14 protein-coding genes are annotated in these 16,147 nt (G+C 41.9%); 10 read left to right on the forward strand and 4 right to left on the reverse strand.

Annotated features, from left to right (window positions below):
* Positions 1-6: 6 nt before the first annotated feature.
* From ACQFX9_RS08655 to ACQFX9_RS08690, 8 genes are all read left to right on the forward strand, one after another.
* Positions 7-927: a cytochrome c oxidase subunit II gene (locus ACQFX9_RS08655; protein ID WP_427161609.1), complete on the forward strand. Its 921-nt coding sequence runs from the start codon at positions 7-9 to the stop codon at positions 925-927.
* Complete coding sequence (gene ctaD, locus ACQFX9_RS08660) at positions 917-2,596, forward strand: cytochrome c oxidase subunit I (RefSeq protein ID WP_427161610.1); 1,680 nt, start codon at positions 917-919, stop codon at positions 2,594-2,596. Before ACQFX9_RS08655 ends, ctaD begins: the two co-directional genes overlap by 11 nt.
* A 48-nt stretch (positions 2,597-2,644) precedes the next feature.
* A complete protein-coding gene (locus ACQFX9_RS08665; RefSeq protein ID WP_427161611.1) occupies positions 2,645-3,313 on the forward strand; it encodes a cytochrome c oxidase subunit 3 in 669 nt (222 codons plus the stop codon).
* Between the two features lie 36 nt (positions 3,314-3,349).
* Positions 3,350-3,589 carry a hypothetical protein gene (locus ACQFX9_RS08670; RefSeq protein WP_427162840.1) on the forward strand — a complete coding sequence of 80 codons (240 nt, stop codon included), beginning with the start codon at positions 3,350-3,352 and terminating at the stop codon, positions 3,587-3,589.
* Positions 3,590-3,620: 31 nt separating this feature from the next.
* Positions 3,621-4,988 (forward strand): NAD(P)/FAD-dependent oxidoreductase, encoded by a 1,368-nt coding sequence (locus ACQFX9_RS08675; protein WP_427161612.1) that lies wholly within the window; start codon positions 3,621-3,623, stop codon positions 4,986-4,988.
* A gap of 455 nt (positions 4,989-5,443) precedes the next feature.
* Complete coding sequence (locus ACQFX9_RS08680) at positions 5,444-7,807, forward strand: heavy metal translocating P-type ATPase (RefSeq protein ID WP_427161613.1); 2,364 nt, start codon at positions 5,444-5,446, stop codon at positions 7,805-7,807.
* Positions 7,808-7,837: 30 nt separating this feature from the next.
* A complete protein-coding gene (locus ACQFX9_RS08685) occupies positions 7,838-8,191 on the forward strand; it encodes a hypothetical protein (RefSeq protein ID WP_427161614.1) in 354 nt (117 codons plus the stop codon).
* A gap of 91 nt (positions 8,192-8,282) precedes the next feature.
* A complete protein-coding gene (locus ACQFX9_RS08690; RefSeq protein ID WP_427161615.1) occupies positions 8,283-8,702 on the forward strand; it encodes a heavy metal-responsive transcriptional regulator in 420 nt (139 codons plus the stop codon).
* Positions 8,703-8,873: 171 nt separating this feature from the next.
* Here ACQFX9_RS08690 and ACQFX9_RS08695 read toward each other — a convergent pair whose 3' ends face one another.
* A complete protein-coding gene (locus ACQFX9_RS08695; RefSeq protein WP_427161616.1) occupies positions 8,874-10,565 on the reverse strand; it encodes an NAD-binding protein in 1,692 nt (563 codons plus the stop codon).
* A 246-nt stretch (positions 10,566-10,811) separates the two neighbouring features.
* Here ACQFX9_RS08695 and ACQFX9_RS08700 point away from each other — a divergent pair, with 246 nt between their 5' ends.
* On the forward strand, positions 10,812-11,309 hold the full coding sequence (locus tag ACQFX9_RS08700; RefSeq protein ID WP_427161617.1) for a hypothetical protein: 498 nt from the start codon (positions 10,812-10,814) through the stop codon (positions 11,307-11,309).
* Between the two features lie 113 nt (positions 11,310-11,422).
* Here the strand turns inward: ACQFX9_RS08700 and crtR are convergent, their stop codons facing one another.
* Positions 11,423-12,313, reverse strand: a complete 891-nt coding sequence (gene crtR, locus ACQFX9_RS08705) for a beta-carotene hydroxylase (protein WP_427161618.1) — start codon at positions 12,311-12,313, stop codon at positions 11,423-11,425.
* Between the two features lie 546 nt (positions 12,314-12,859).
* On the opposite strand from crtR, the gene pyk reads away from it, so the two are divergent.
* Complete coding sequence (gene pyk, locus ACQFX9_RS08710) at positions 12,860-14,629, forward strand: pyruvate kinase (RefSeq protein WP_427161619.1); 1,770 nt, start codon at positions 12,860-12,862, stop codon at positions 14,627-14,629.
* A gap of 353 nt (positions 14,630-14,982) precedes the next feature.
* On the opposite strand, the gene ACQFX9_RS08715 is transcribed toward pyk, so the two are convergent.
* Complete coding sequence (locus ACQFX9_RS08715; RefSeq protein ID WP_427161620.1) at positions 14,983-15,243, reverse strand: transposase; 261 nt, start codon at positions 15,241-15,243, stop codon at positions 14,983-14,985.
* Positions 15,244-15,408: 165 nt separating this feature from the next.
* Positions 15,409-15,801, reverse strand: a complete 393-nt coding sequence (locus tag ACQFX9_RS08720; protein WP_427161621.1) for a hypothetical protein — start codon at positions 15,799-15,801, stop codon at positions 15,409-15,411.
* Positions 15,802-16,147 lie beyond the last annotated feature (346 nt).

Consider the following 16,147-nt stretch of genomic DNA (forward strand, 5'->3'; position numbering starts at 1 on the left):
AAATTTATGCCTAAATTTTTAAAATATTTACTAATAGCAGTTGTTATTGCCATATTACTTGCCATTAGCCATTGGATTGGTCAGCAGGCATACACCTGGATGCCAATTCAAGCCACAGCAGAAGCACAAAAAGTAGATGATTTATTTAGCTTCCTAGTCTCCATAGGTGCATTCATCATTTTTGTGCTGTTGGGCATGATGGTGTTTTCTATCATATTCTTTCGCGCACCCACGAATGATTACAGTGAAGGACATCCATCTAGGGGAGATATCAGATTAGAAATTCTATGGACTGCAACTCCAACTGTATTGGTGTTGTGGTTAGCTTTTCAAGGTGTCAATATTTACCAGCAATTAAATATTCTGGGTTTACAGCAGATTGTTCAACTGCCGACACCACTGGAATCGGAAGCAGCTTATGCCATACCCAGTGGGGAAAAACCTAAACCTGCGGTGGAAACTATCGAGGTATTTGTCAAGCAGTGGGATTGGTCTTTTCGCTATCCCAATAATGTTATTAGTCAAGAATTACACCTGCCTGTCAATCTTCGGACTCGCCTAAATATGCACGCCAAGGACGTACTTCATAGTTTTTACGTTCCTGATTTTCGATTACAGCAGTATATTGTCCCTGGACGCAATATTGACCTTGTAGTTACACCCATTCGCCCAGGCAAGTATAAGCTCAAAGATGCTCTATTCAGTGGTACTTATTTTTCACTGATGGATGCTGATGTCCAGGTTGAGTCTCTAGAGCAATATAACCAGTGGATAACCCAAGCCCAACAAGAACTAGCAACAAATCAAAATCAAGCTGTGGCTGAGTATACCCAACCACCAAAAACCATGTTGAAGAGTGGTTGGTATACTGTTGCACCCAGTCAAGAGGTCATTGCCAAGGAGAATTACGTCAAAAATGACACATGAGATTAGAGAAACCGTACCACCAAACGAGCCTGAGAATAACTGGCGACAATATTTTAAGTTCAACACCGACCATAAAGCGATCGCTGTGCAGTACATGGTGACGGCTTTCATTTTCTTCTTGGTGGGCGGACTTTTGGCCATGCTCATCCGTGCTGAACTGATTACACCTGCATTAAATATGGTTGATCGTCCCTTGTATAACGGTCTATTCACCTTGCATGGGACAATTATGATCTTTCTCTGGATTATCCCCTTTAATGCAGGTATCTCTAACTACTTAGTACCACTGATGATTGGCGCGCAGGATATGGCGTTTCCTCTCCTCAATGCCATTTCTTTTTGGATGATTCCCCCAGGAGGCATTTTATTAATCTCTAGCTTCTTACTGCCTAATGGTACGGCGCAGTCTGGCTGGTGGTCTTATCCACCTATTAGTTTGCAAATTCCTCCAGGTCAGCCCATTAACGGTGAATGTCTGTGGATTGTCAGTTTAGTCATCATCGGTATCTCTTCCATTATGGGGGCTGTGAACTTTGTCACTACTATTTTTTGGATGCGCGCCCCAGGAATGAGTTTTTTCCGAATGCCTGTGTTTGTTTGGTCAGCTTTGAGCGCGCAGTTGTTACAGCTAATTAATTTACCTGCTCTTACTGGTGCATTGATATTGCTGTTACTTGATCTCAATTTTGGGACGCAATTCTTTAAACCCCTGGAGAATGGCGACCCCATCATTTACCAGCATCTATTCTGGTTTTACTCCCACCCCGCAGTTTACATCATGGCACTGCCCGCTTTTGGAATTTTCGCAGAAGTTTTACCTGCTTTTTCGCGTAATCCCCTATTTGGCTATCGCTCCTTAGCTGTTGCTTCTTTAGGCATTGCTTTAGTTAGTATTTTCGTTTGGGTACACCATATGTTTACCAGTGCCACCCCAAGCTGGATGCGGATATTATTTATGTTTACTTCCATGCTGGTAGCTGTACCCACTGGCGTAAAAGCATTTGGTTGGACTGCCACAATTTGGAAAAGCAAACTGCACTTAGAGACACCTATGCTGTTTGCAATGGGAGGTGCAGCCATGTTTTTACTTGGTGGTGTTACTGGTGTGATGCTAGCCGCAGTACCATTTGATATTCACGTCCACAATACCTACTTTGTGGTGGGACACTTCCACTACATTGTTTTCAACACCATCACAATGGCGATTTTTGCCGCCATTTACTTTTGGTTTCCCAAAATTACCGGCCGAATGTACGCCGAAGGCTGGGGTAAATTGCACTTTTGGTTAACCTTTATTGGTGCTAACCTGACTTTCTTCCCCATGCTCCCACTAGGTTTACAGGGGATGGTACGGCGAATTTCCTCCTATGACCCACAGTATCAAGATGGGAATATCATATCCAGCTTAGGAGCCTTTTTGCTAGGAGTATCCACCCTACCCTTTATTGCCAATATGGTTGGTTCGTGGCTATACGGCCAAAAGGCAGTGAATAATCCTTGGCACGCCACCGGACTAGAATGGACAACCACTTCACCACCACCAAGAAATAACTTTGCAGAAATTCCCGTGGTGAAAAGACCACCCTACGACTACGGTAATCCCAAATATTCCGTCATAGAACCTACTGAGTCAGACGAACAAAGGCGCAGAGAAATATGGGAGAGATGAATCAATTCGCAGTTCGCAATTCGCAGTTCGCAGTTCGCAGTTAAAATTATGAATCGGCGCACTATTTATATAGATGAAAGTCCTATCCGTTTTGAACGGTGGCGAAAATATTTACCTTCTTGGCTGAAGCGTTTCTTACCTAGTGGTGGTGGTAATGCTGAAGACCATCATGGTAAGGCTATTTTTGGATTTATAGTATTTCTCCTGTCAGAAAGTATCATTTTTTTGAGTTTTATTTTTACTTATGTTGCTTTGCGATTGACACACTTGCAAAATTGGCTACCACCTGGTATCTCAGGGCCGAAATTATCTACGCTAGTGCTGATCAATACGGTAGTTTTACTTTCTAGTAGTTTGATTGTGCAATCAGCAGAAAATGCTCTCCAACATAGCAAATTGAATCAATTCCGTTGGCTTTGGTTGCTGACAATTGGCATGGGCAGTTATTTCTTGATTGGTCAAGGCATTGAGTGGAGCAAACTAGATTTTGGACTCAGTACAGGATTAGTAGGTTCTACATTCTATTTACTAACAGGTTTCCACAGTTTGCACGTTCTTGCTGGTGTAATTCTCCTGGTGACTATGCTGGTTCGTTCTTTTCTTCCTGGTAATTATCATCAAGGTTATTTTGGTGTCAGTGCCGCAACTTTATTTTGGCATTTTGTGGATATAGTTTGGGTTTTTCTCTTCTCAATTCTCTATCTATGGCGGGATTAAATCTTCACAATTAAAAATATTTTTAGGAGTAAGATGATGAATTTATTCGTGCAGGAACTACAGGATAGACGGGCAATCACAGAAACACCAGTACCAGGCATAAATCAAGATAAATTGATTGCGCGTGGGTTACAAAAAGAGCAGTACATCGGTATTTTGGGGCTAGCGATCGCCTTAATTTCTGCTGTAGGCTTTTTAAGCCGCAGAGTTGAATATGCTATTGTTTTTGCTTTTGTTTTAAGTGCTATTCTGATTGCTTTATTTTTATTTATTTAGGTCAACAGTCAACAGTAACAAGATAATTTTTATGAACAGCTCAGTTTATCAAACTGTGATTGTCGGTGGTGGTTTCACTGGATTATTTACAGCGTTACATTTGGCTCATGAATCCTATCCTCGTTCTGTAATCTTAATTGATCAAAATGAACGTTTTTGTTTTAAGCCATTACTTTATGAATATTTTGATGGGGAAATGGATAGTTTTCAAGTAGTCCCGAAGTTTGCGGAATTACTTCAAGGTAGTGGTGTAATTTTTGTTCAAGATACAGTAAAGTCAATAGACCTACATCAAAGGCAAGTAAAATTAGTTTCGGAAAATTCCTACCAATACAGCAATTTAGTATTAGCTTTAGGTAGCGTTACTGGTTATCATCACGTTGCAGGTGCGAGGGAAAATGCTTTTCCTTTCTGGACACAAGCAGATGCGATCGCACTTGACAAGCATTTACGTCGCTGTTTACATACAGCGTTGCAAACAGAAGATAGAGAACAACGTCAAAAACTATTAACAGTAGTTGTAGTAGGTGGCGGCCCTAGCGGTATAGAAATGGCTGCAACCTTAGCTGATTTCCTCCCCAATTGGTACGCAGCTTTAGGAGGTAATGCAACAGAAATTCGTGTAATTCTCCTCAATCATGGGCAGGAAATTCTTGAGGGTGATATCAATGATTTACTGCGGCAAATCGCGGAAGAAGAATTACAAAAACGGGCTGTAAAAATTGAAATGATTAGGGGAGCAGAAGCCACTGCCGTTTACCCTCATGCTATTGAATATCGGCACAATAATGTAGTTAAAACTGTGCCAACAGTCACTACAATTTGGACAGCTGGCACTTCTACCCATCCCTTGATTCAAGACTTACCTATTCCGCCAGAACATCGAGATCATCATGGTCGTTTGCTAGTAACACCTACGATGCAGTTGCTCGATTTTCCAGAAGTATTTGCTGGTGGTGACTGTGCAGCTGTTGAGAATACTTCCCTACCACCGACAGCCCAAGTTGCTTATCAACAGGGGGCGAATATTGCGCGCAACTTAAAAGCGATCGCTCTCGGAGATGACCCCAAACCAGCTAAAGTAAATATTCGGGGAACTCTCTTGAAATTAGGGGTAAATGATGCTGCCGCCAATCTATTCAATCTTTTTGAAGTCACTGGCGAACCCGCACATTTAATCCGTCAAGGTACCTATTTAACGCTATTACCAACTCCAATTCATGACTTTAAAGCTGCAACTGAATGGCTAGATGAAGAAATCTTTCATCATCATCTTGCGCCTGGCCATGTTGGTAAAAAGGTGGTGCAAGTAGTGGAATTAGCTAGTGCAGGAGTTGTAGGAATTTTAGTGGCGAGGAAATTATTAAGGATGTTGGGCGATGAAGATAAAGAGAAATAGGTATTGAGATGTTGTACTTTTAATTTACATATTAAGATTCGCAGGGGGCAGGGTGCAAAGGAGAGAGTTTACAGCGATGGTAAGGGAGTAGGGGGAAAGACAGTTGTTTTGAAGCAGATAAATTATTCAATCAGTCAGAGTAAATACAATCATTGGATTCTGCTCCTCCTGCTTCCTCTACCTCCCTCCTCCTTTCAAGGGTAGGTTTTTTAGAATCTCAAAAATAGTTGAGAAAATTCTCAATTGTTTAACGTGGTTTGGTCGTTTCAGGATTTAAGCATCGGCTGAAATAGCCAAAAAATGACCAAATACAAAATACCTACCCTTGAAAGCCTCCCTCCTCTCCCTGCTCCCCTGCCCCCTGCCAATTTTCTTTCCCCACTTGACACTCCAGTTCACTGGAGGATTCAAGATGAAATCAGTCTTGAATCTGATGGGAAAATTGGAGTCTGCAAATGGAAAAGGCCAGACTAAAACTGCGTGGGATGGGTTGCGCTGCCTGTGCTAAAAATATTGAAACTGCCATCAATTCTGTCTTTGGTGTAGATGAGTGTAGTGTGAATTTTGCGGCAGAACAGGCAACAGTTGATTATGACCCTAGAAAAACTGATTTAATCGCCATCCTCAAGGCAGTGGATGCAGCAGGTTATTCTGCCTCTCCCCTGCAAGAACAAAATGTAATGACAGGAGAGGATGATGAAGAAAAAAGATATCGTCAGCAAGAATCCCGTGATTTGCAGCGAAAGTTGACGGTAGGGGGGATTATTAGTGCAGTTTTAGTGATTGGCTCACTACCAATGATGACAGGCTTAAATCTGCCCTTGATTCCCTCATGGTTGCATAACCCGTGGCTGCAATTAGTCCTCACCACTCCTGTACAGTTCTGGTGTGGTTATTCCTTCTACATCAATACGTGGAAAGCTGGCAAAAATCATACAGCCACAATGGACACTTTAATAGCATTAGGTACGAGTGCAGCATATTTTTATTCCCTTTTTGCTACCTTATTTCCAGGCTTTTTTATTGCTCAAGGATTAACACCAGATGTATATTATGAAACTGCAACAGTTGTCATAACCTTGATTTTGTTAGGACGACTCTTAGAAAATCGCGCCAAAGGTCAAACTTCAGAAGCTATCCGCAAGCTGATAGGGTTACAAGCGAAAACCGCGCGGTTAATTCGCAATGGACGAGAAATTGATGTACCGATTGAGGAAGTAGAAATTGGGGATGTAGTGCTGGTGCGTCCTGGGGAGAAAATTCCCGTTGATGGGGAAGTAGTGGAAGGAACATCCACTGTAGATGAAGCGATGGTGACAGGGGAAAGTATCCCAGTGAAAAAGCAACCAGGGGATGAAGTCATCGGTGCAACCATCAACAAAACGGGAAGTTTCCAGTTTCGCGCCACCAGAGTCGGCAAGGACACCATGCTAGCGCAGATTGTGCAACTAGTGCAGCAGGCTCAAGGCTCGAAAGCTCCCATTCAAAGATTAGCAGACCAGGTTACGGGCTTCTTTGTGCCAGTGGTTTTGGCGATCGCTATTCTTACCTTTATGATTTGGTACAACATGATGGGCAATGTCTCCTTGGCATTGATTACCACAGTTGGAGTGTTAATTATTGCTTGTCCCTGCGCTTTAGGTTTAGCCACACCAACCTCAGTCATGGTAGGAACAGGTAAAGGTGCAGAAAACGGTATTTTAATTAAAGGGGCTGAAAGTCTGGAACTAGCGCACCAAATTCAAACTATTGTTTTAGACAAAACCGGCACAATTACTCAAGGTAAACCAACAGTTACAGATTTTCTCACAGTTGATGGTACGGCTAATAGTAACGAAATTGCACTGATACAACTAGCCGCCTCAGTAGAACGCAATTCAGAACACCCCCTAGCAGAAGCAGTTGTCAGATATGCGGAATCTCAAGAAGTTACTTTAGCAGATGTGAGAGATTTTGAAGCGATGCCTTCGGCAAGCCACTTCGTGGCTATCGCTGGTAGTGGTGTGCAAGGTATTGTTACTAACCGTCTAGTGCAGATTGGTACACAACGCTGGATGTCAGAATTGGGTATTGACACTCAAACTTTGCAATCAGACAAAGAACGCTTAGAGTATCTAGGTAAAACCGCCGTGTGGTTAGCCGTTGACGGTGAAATTAAAGCCTTGATGGGGATTGCTGATGCCATTAAACCTACTTCCAGCCAAGCGGTAAAAGCATTGCAAAAACTCGGTTTAGAGGTTGTCATGCTCACAGGTGATAACCGCCGCACCGCCGAAAGTATTGCTCGTGAAGTTGGGATTACCAGAGTTTTAGCAGAAGTTCGTCCTGAGCAGAAGGCGGCAGTAATTCAATCTTTGCAAGTCCAAAAGCAGGGAAGCGGGGGTGCAAAGGTACAACAGAGTAAATTTTCTTTAAAATCCAAAATCCCAAATCCAAAATCCCAAATTGTTGCGATGGTTGGGGATGGGATTAACGATGCACCCGCACTAGCTCAAGCTGATGTGGGAATTGCCATTGGCACTGGTACAGATGTAGCGATCGCCGCTAGTGATATTACTTTAATTTCTGGCGATTTACAAGGTATAGTTACAGCTATTCAACTCAGTCGCGCCACCATTGGCAATATTCGCCAAAATCTCTTTTTTGCGTTTATCTACAATATTGTCGGTATTCCCATCGCCGCCGGTATTCTTTTCCCGATCTGGGGTTGGTTGCTCAATCCGATTATCGCCGGTGCAGCAATGGCTTTTAGTTCAGTTTCCGTAGTGACTAATGCGCTGCGTTTACGTAACTTCCAAGCTAAAGGGATTCACACCTAAATCAGCACCTTTGACACAGGAGATTTTACAATGGTCAACAAAACAACACTCATCGGTAGTATAGCCAGTTTGGGGATTTTATGGGGCATGACATCACAAGAAGCGATCGCCCAAACACAACATTCGACACACTCATCTACAACAGTCCCAGCTCATCAATTTCAACGTCTTGAACAACCGTTAGGGAACAAATTAGCCGTTACCTTTGGCGGATTGGGATTAATAAGCTTAGAAATTTGGTGGTTTTTACTGAGTAAACCCAAGTCACACAAAGCAGTTACAACAGATGGGAATATTCAGGAAGTAACCATCATCCTTGATGAAGGATATGAACCAAATCGCAATTTTAGTACAAGTAGGAAAACTGGTCAGACTGACATTTGAACGCAATTCTTACAATGATTGACTCTCCATCCAAATGGAGAGTCTAGTATAAAGTCAGTAATCATCTATCTTGCTGAGAGTTTAGATCAGTATGTTAGCCCAAGCAGAAGCCAAACAAATTGGTGTAGTTGCCAAGGAAAGCGGTGTACCCATTAAAACCATCCGCTACTATGAAGAACTGGGTCTACTCAAATCATCAGGCAGAACGGAAGGTGGATTTAGATTATTTAGCTCTGATGTTTTGGAGAGATTGCACTTCATTAAGCGCGCTCAAAGCTTAGGATTAAGCTTGTCAGAAATTAAGGATTTTTTAGATGTTTATGATGGTGGGCAATTACCTTGTGACCATATAAAAGTGAAATTGGAAGATAAGGTAAAAGCTATTGATGAGCAAATTCAGCAATTGCTGATTTTGAGACAAGAATTATCAGGATTACTCTCTGGTTGGGAAATCAAATCTGATCATGATCCTTCAGTTATATGTCCAATTATTGAAAGTGAATCATCCTGATTTTTATAGCTTTTGTGTTATGTCGTTTCTTAATGTAGCTTGCCTGGCGTAGCCATAGATGCACTTTATTCTGTACTATAGAGACGTTGTATGCAACGTCTCTACAGGGTTTATTTGGCTTCATAGAGAATTGGTATTAGCTACAGTCAATAAAATCTAAAATTCGGAGGGTTAAACTTGATCACCACAGACGCGCTCATTGCGCCATAACAGATATAAACGACTAGCTGGCATAGTCAAATATAAAATGTCACCTTCTTGGAGATAGGTAGTCAGTAAATCCCAACCTTGAATTCTTTGACCATTGCTTTCTATATACAAAGGGACAAAGTTCGCAGACATGGCGGCTTCTTTGACTAAGTTGCTACAAAAAGGGTGTGAGGGTGTAATTAAAGTTGCAAAGGCTACCCAGAGTTTATCGGCGGTGATGCCATTACCTAAAATGCGTCCGCCTAAAGCCGCAGCTGCAAATGCTGGTGCTGCTAATTCTGCGGAACTGAGTACAGCTTCAAAGTCAAATACCTGTTTTGCCATCCCCGCAAAATCTGGATCAGCATAGTGGACAATCACGGGGATTTTTGGTGCTAAACCCTTGGCTTTCAGGGCAATTTCCAGATTTGTAGCGTCGTTATTGGTGACAGTTAACACCGCCGCCGCCGAGTGGACATTGCTAGTTTGCAAGATGGTGCGGAAACTCGCATCACCTTGAATTACAGGGATACCCAAGCCCCGGACAGAGTTAATATATCTGTTATTTGAGTCAGTTTCAATAACTACAACTTCATGACCACTGTTGTGGAGTTGCTGCACAATGCGATTGCCAATGCCACTTAAACCGCAGACAATATAGTGATGTCGTAGGGGAACACGCGCCACATCCCAGAATTGCTTGAAGCGATTACCCAAGACAAAATCGGTCAACATGGCGTACCAGATACCAATGACGATCGCTCCCACTAGCATCATCACCACGGTAAACACTTTCACACTATTGGGAGCATTTTCCACAACTTGGTCATTACCGCCTGCGCCTGTAATCATGCCAACAGAGAAATAAAGCGCATCCACTACAGATAAACTCAGTTCTGTAGACATATAAGTGAATGTGGCTGTCAAAATTACCGCCAAAAGCACGATCGCACCGGCGACAACCGATTGTCCATGTTGTTGAAACTGGCGTAGACTCGTGAAAACTTTCAGGAGTTTTTTAATTAAAGAACGACGGATTTGACGAACGCGCGGTTGGATGCCCACAATTAAGCGATCGCCAATATTTAACTTTTGTCCCGATAGTACCGCCGAGACTAAATTCATTTCCCCTTCTAGGGGTAAGTAATAAATTGGCATCCGTGTAGGATCTTCCCACAAATCACTCAATTGACGACCCAACCAAGGATGATGTTCATCAATATATTCTTCTTGAATTGGCCAAGTTTGTTCGTATAACTTAATTTGTCCAATCGCTTGATTTCCCAAAGCGGCAAAGGTGAATAATGGTGCAGCTAAACTCACCACACTCATACTCAAGTGGTCTGATAATGTTTGATCCAGACGTTCACCCAAATTAAGATTGTATAGGCGATTAATAATGCGAATACCAGGGTTTAACACCCGTGCTTGCATCATCACTGACAAATTTAATTCATCTTCTGAACCCGTGATGACTAAAGTGTGCGCCTCTTTAATTCCTGCTGCTGTGAGAGTAGCAGCTGCACATAAATTACCGATAATCACATCGCCTGCTGCTTCACCTGGGATGGGTTTGTGATGAATACCAACGACAAACGCCCCCTGTTGTCTCAGCAGACGAAAGATTTTATATCCTGTTCGTCCTAAGCCGCAAACAATAATTCTAGGTTTCATGTAACAGCAGCGTAATTTACGTTAAGGGCTGCATTGCTATTGATTAATCAACATTGTTGCTTACTTCAGCAGCGAATAACTGTAACTGAAAACACGATAATTTGTCACAACATGGCACTTTTATTTCTGCCATGCCTTCACATGATTTAATAGAGACTAGGGAACAGTTTCTAGCAAATTTATTCTAAAATTTTGTATCTGATTTAGCTGAAATTTATTGTAATTGTAAATTTAAAAATTAAGTTTATGAAAAAGTTGCATCAAATCGGAATTATTAGGGGAATTGTTGGCGCATTTGTTGTTATGGGAACAATTGCTACTACAACATCTGCACAGTCACAGCCAGCGCAAGAACCTTTATCTACTCCTAATGTACAGTTAAATGTACAACGCACTAGTGGTAATTGCCCCAAAACAGTCGGATTATGGTGGATAATTCTTCCCTATGAAGGCGGGGCAGAACATACGGTAGTGGCAGATACCAGATTGTTTGCAGATGCAACAAAATTAGTCCCATCAACTAATCAGCATTTTGTGGAATTTGTGTCAAATTTAAATAGTCAGTATGCCAATTGTGTTGGCAAAACCATATCAGAAGAGTATGTATTTTATAATGTAGAATTTAAAAATAAAAAAGCCTATTTTCGAGTAGATTTACGGAAGATTAGTCCACCCGGAAAGCTGATTGTGTATAAAACTGTTGCGGCTTTTCGTCCTTACGTACGTTGGGCGATCGCTGACTAAAATTCGGCATATAAATTCAGCAGTGTAAAAATACTACACTACGGTTTGTAGTCAGGACTTCAGTCCTGACTACAAACCTTGAATTTACCTGAAATCTTGTGGTTGTAAAAAATCTATTCTTCGTGGCGATGAAATCTAATTCCTAAAAAGATGTCATAAACAAATTCAAAGAAATCTTTTTTCTGCAATAATCCTGAAGTTTGATAACAACCTTTTTCATCTAACAGTGGCTTCATTACATAATAAGCAGGCTGATAGTTGTACCAGGGAATGGAAGGCCACAAATGATGGATGAGATGATAATTTTGACCGAGAATCAGGATGTTAAGCAGTTTACCAGGATAGACACGGGCATTTTTCCAGCGATCGCGCTCCGCAAAGGGACGATGGGGCAGATAATCAAAAAATAACCCTAGTGCTATCCCTACAATAAACGCTGGAATAAACCAGAAGTTGAGAATGTAGCCTAAAAAATGGTACTGCACGGAAATATATACAATTGACACCACAATCAAGCGGCTAATAAACCACTCTAGTAATTCATACTTGCGCCACAGTTGACGTTGAAAGAAAAAGACTTCATGATACAAAAACCTGACAGCAATTAACCAAAGTGGCCCGCCTGTAGAAACGTAATGGTCAGGATCATCTTTGGGATGATTGACATGGGCGTGATGCTGTAAATGTACTCGCGTAAATACAGGAAAGGCAAAAGCTAATATCAAGGCACTACCATGACCTAACATGGCATTAATTATGCGGTTGCGGTGGGCAGATTGATGACAAGCATCATGAATCACTGTCCCCGCACAATGTAAAGCTAGGGTATTAACGCCAAAGCACACCCAATGCGGCCATTGCCAAAGCCAATAGCCAAAGTTGGAAAATACCAACATCCCCACAGATGCAAAAAATAACAGCATCGTGGGATTAAAATCACCAGGAGGCGTTAAAAATTCCTTGGGTGGGACTTTTAAAGGCTGTTGTGCCTCCAATGTGAGCATTAGTATCTCCTTTTTGATCGAATTATTACGAATATACGACAAAGATTAGTGAATAATAAAGTTTTATAAGCTTTTGTATAGCAAGATTTATCTACATCTTGACGATTATGTAGATGAATGACGCTATGATTCCAGACAAGACAATCAGTCTTTGCTGATGAGGGTGTGCTATCCACATAACGAATAAGCTTGATGTAAAAATCTCTGGTTGAGGGAGGATGGAACACAGATTGTTGTACGATATGTACTCTGTGATACAGTTTTGCTACTTCTGGTGCAACAACTGACCATCAAATGACCCTCAACTCACCTTAATCAGTGCTGAGTGCTGTTAGCGGTAGCGCGGCGTTTAGCTGGTGTTGAGTAAAGTACGAATTACTCGGTAATTTCGCACTTGGTAAATGTCCGCCCATCGGTGGAATCTTATTGCCCTGAGTGGGTTAATGCCCCGTTTTTTGTGGACGGTCTTTTAACTCAGCACCCAGCACTTTCAACTCAGCACTCTTCAACTATGACCCACTAAATAGCTCCCTAGTATCAGCCCCTATGCAATTAAGAGATTCTGTACGCCGAACAAAAATTGTCGCGACAATAGGCCCCGCCACCAGCAGCCCGGAAATGCTAAAGGCAATTATTGAAGCGGGTGCAACCACGCTACGGCTTAACTTCTCCCACGGCTCTCATGCCGACCATCAGCGCAGTATCCGCCTAATTCGGCAAACCGCCTTTGAACTAAATCAGCCAGTAGCAATTCTCCAAGATTTGCAAGGGCCAAAAATTCGCTTGGGAAAATTTGAGAACGGGTCTATAGTTTTAGCTAAAGGCGATCGCTTCACCTTGACAAATCGCCCAGTAGTCGGTACTCAAGAAATTAGCTGTGTCACCTACGAATATTTAGCAGATGAAGTCCCCGTGGGTGCAAAAATCCTCCTCGATGATGGTCGGGTAGAAATGGTAGTGGAGGATATCAACCGTGATAAGGGTGACTTACATTGTCGGGTGACGGTCGCTGGTAAGTTATCTAACAATAAAGGTGTCAACTTCCCTGGAGTTTACCTTTCCATCAAAGCCATGACCGACAAAGACCGCGAGGATTTGATGTTCGGTCTAGACCAAGGTGTAGATTGGGTAGCGTTGTCTTTTGTCCGCAACCCCCAAGACATCATCGAAATTAAAGAACTGATTTCCAGCACAGGTAAGCAAGTACCAGTAGTAGCCAAGATCGAAAAGCATGAAGCGATAGAACAAATGGAAGCCGTTCTTGCTTTATGTGACGGTGTAATGGTAGCAAGAGGCGACTTAGGGGTAGAACTACCAGCCGAAGATGTCCCTGTACTGCAAAAACGCCTCATTGCAACAGCCAACCGTTTGGGGATTCCCATCATCACCGCTACCCAAATGCTAGATAGCATGGTGAGTAACCCCCGTCCCACCCGCGCGGAAGTTTCCGACGTAGCCAACGCGATTTTAGACGGTACAGATGCAGTGATGCTGTCTAACGAAACGGCTGTGGGTAGCTACCCTGTGGAAGCTGTAGCGACAATGGCGCGAATTGCAGAACGCATCGAACAGGAAGAAGATAACAGTGCTAAATTACGGCAACTACGAGATAACCGCCGTTCCATTCCCAACGCCATTAGCCAAGCTGTAGGGCAAATTGCTGAACAGTTGGGAGCAGCAGCGATTATGACCTTAACCCAAACTGGGGCAACAGCTCGCAACGTCTCGAAATTCCGTCCCCACACACCAATTTTAGCAGTGACACCCCACGTCAACGTAGCCCGACAACTACAGATGGTCTGGGGAGTGAAACCACTGTTAGTCTTAGAATTACCTTCCGCCGGTCAAACCTTCCAAGCTGCCATTAACGTGGCTCAGGAAAATAAATTACTGTTTGAAGGTGATTTGGTCGTCATGACTGCTGGTACACTCCAAGGGGTTTCCGGCTCGACGGATTTAATTAAAGTTGAAGTCGTAACAGCCATACTCGGTCAAGGTATTGGACTGGGACAAGGTTCAATTAGTGGTCGTGCTAGGGTAGCTCACACAGGTTTGGATGCTACCAACTTTAACCCAGGCGATATTTTAGTTGCTTCTCACACTGGTGCTGAGTATGTAGATGCAATTCGCAAAGCCGGCGGAATTATCACCGAAGATGAAAGCCTGACTAGCCATGCAGCCGTAATTGGTTTACGTCTAGGCGTACCTGTAATTGTGGGTGTTAAGAAAGCCACTGAAGTGATTCGGGATGGGGCGATTCTCACGATGGATTTACAACGGGGTTTAATTTACTCTGGCGCAGTGGGAACACCGTAACAATTCAAAATACCCTACAGGAAGCAGGCTACAAAATTCAAAATTCAAAATGAGGTTTTGGATTTTGAATTACCTCCGAAATATTGGTATATTGATAAACCTAACGATGAAGAATTTAGCAGTTTTTAACAAAATTAAAAACTCATCTTCATCGTCATTTTTTTGCATTATTTTTGAATAATTTAATTCATTGTAATATCTCTCCAGGTTCTAGCTTCGCTAAATCGGCTTAAATTTTTGACATTTGTAGTAGCAATGACAACATAACGAGAAGGAAATTCTTCTTTCAAAATTTGCCAGTGCCTACAAATAATAATATCAATATCTACCTACTCATACAGCACTGTGCGGGACTAACTGGTACAGTAGCAGCAGTGATAAAAATAGTTTTGGAGTTGCTGAGTTGAGCATAAAAGGACTCCTAGAGACAACAGTTGTACTACTGCCAAAATATTTTTCGGTGAAAACTTCCGGATAAATGCTTTGAGTTGCCACCAGAGATATTCTATGGGGTTAAATTCAGGTGAATAGGGTGATAAATAAACGACCCTTGCACCTACGGATTCGATCATTTCACTAATCCCCTTCATTTTATGTGCCTTGAGATGATCCATGACCACTACAGCCCCTGTCCACAATTTCGGTAATAGCTCTTGTGCGACAAGTTTTTGGAAGTCTTATCCATTCATTGATTGCCTTGCAACCTGGCTACAGCGACGACGAGAGTTGGGTTCAGTTGGTTGAAGTAGATGTCATCATGTTGGCAGCATCATAACCTACTAAGGAAAAATGTTTTTATGAGAGTTTTTCTTATCTTTCTCAGGTGAATATTCAGAACAGTTTTTTGCTTCTTCTGTCATGACTATGCCAGGATTTACTGCACATTTTAAATAATGATTATTAGAATAAAATTTACATTTTTGGCAAGGTAATCGATGTGAGCCTCTTACAGATATGACCATCTTATCTTCTAAAATAGTCCGAATTTTTCGCAACATGATAAAAAAGACAATCCAGCTAAAAATTAAGCCAACAGGAGTTAAAGATATAGCTAATTCGGGAACGCCTATAGCATCTGTCGGTGCTGATTTAGATTGGATCTCGTTGATATTTTTCGGAGGAAGATTTTGATTTAAGGTGAATTTATGCTGCAATACTGTAGAAACGGCCATATTACATACCTTTGAATATTTTATGAAAAAAGATGATATTTTTAACTTTTTTGAACATTAACAACAGAATTTATGACTATAATAAATACAATCTTCGGACTGATTTGGAAAAAACATAGTATTTTGATGAAATTAGTGATAACTGCTTTATGCTAATTCCATGCGATGAATTAACATATTTAGCTCAATCAGTTATGTCGGCTCAAGCCCCTACTAGTCACTTAATTATATGTTTAGCAAAAGAAAATTTCTTCCATCTCTGCCAATAGTTTTGCTTGTATTTTTTTACTCTATATCCAAAGTTATAGATTCAAGACTTTAAATGTGAATATATATTTTTGTGGTA

This window comes from Aliinostoc sp. HNIBRCY26, from assembly GCF_050235535.1.
In the GTDB taxonomy this organism is placed as follows: domain Bacteria; phylum Cyanobacteriota; class Cyanobacteriia; order Cyanobacteriales; family Nostocaceae; genus Trichormus.

Excerpts from the sequence above, each read along its gene's own strand:
- ACQFX9_RS08655 (WP_427161609.1), top strand. The coding sequence starts at position 7 with ATGCCTAAATTTTTAAAATATTTACTAATAGCAGTTGTTATTGCCATA.
- ACQFX9_RS08695 (WP_427161616.1), bottom strand. The coding sequence starts at position 10,565 with ATGAAACCTAGAATTATTGTTTGCGGCTTAGGACGAACAGGATATAAA.
- ACQFX9_RS08685 (WP_427161614.1), top strand. The coding sequence starts at position 7,838 with ATGGTCAACAAAACAACACTCATCGGTAGTATAGCCAGTTTGGGGATT.
- ACQFX9_RS08675 (WP_427161612.1), top strand. The coding sequence starts at position 3,621 with ATGAACAGCTCAGTTTATCAAACTGTGATTGTCGGTGGTGGTTTCACT.
- ACQFX9_RS08680 (WP_427161613.1), top strand. The coding sequence starts at position 5,444 with ATGGAAAAGGCCAGACTAAAACTGCGTGGGATGGGTTGCGCTGCCTGT.
- ACQFX9_RS08670 (WP_427162840.1), top strand. The coding sequence starts at position 3,350 with ATGAATTTATTCGTGCAGGAACTACAGGATAGACGGGCAATCACAGAA.
- ACQFX9_RS08715 (WP_427161620.1), bottom strand. The coding sequence starts at position 15,243 with ATGGATCATCTCAAGGCACATAAAATGAAGGGGATTAGTGAAATGATC.
- crtR (WP_427161618.1), bottom strand. The coding sequence starts at position 12,313 with ATGCTCACATTGGAGGCACAACAGCCTTTAAAAGTCCCACCCAAGGAA.
- ACQFX9_RS08690 (WP_427161615.1), top strand. The coding sequence starts at position 8,283 with ATGTTAGCCCAAGCAGAAGCCAAACAAATTGGTGTAGTTGCCAAGGAA.
- ACQFX9_RS08665 (WP_427161611.1), top strand. The coding sequence starts at position 2,645 with ATGAATCGGCGCACTATTTATATAGATGAAAGTCCTATCCGTTTTGAA.
- pyk (WP_427161619.1), top strand. The coding sequence starts at position 12,860 with ATGCAATTAAGAGATTCTGTACGCCGAACAAAAATTGTCGCGACAATA.
- ctaD (WP_427161610.1), top strand. The coding sequence starts at position 917 with ATGACACATGAGATTAGAGAAACCGTACCACCAAACGAGCCTGAGAAT.
- ACQFX9_RS08720 (WP_427161621.1), bottom strand. The coding sequence starts at position 15,801 with ATGGCCGTTTCTACAGTATTGCAGCATAAATTCACCTTAAATCAAAAT.
- ACQFX9_RS08700 (WP_427161617.1), top strand. The coding sequence starts at position 10,812 with ATGAAAAAGTTGCATCAAATCGGAATTATTAGGGGAATTGTTGGCGCA.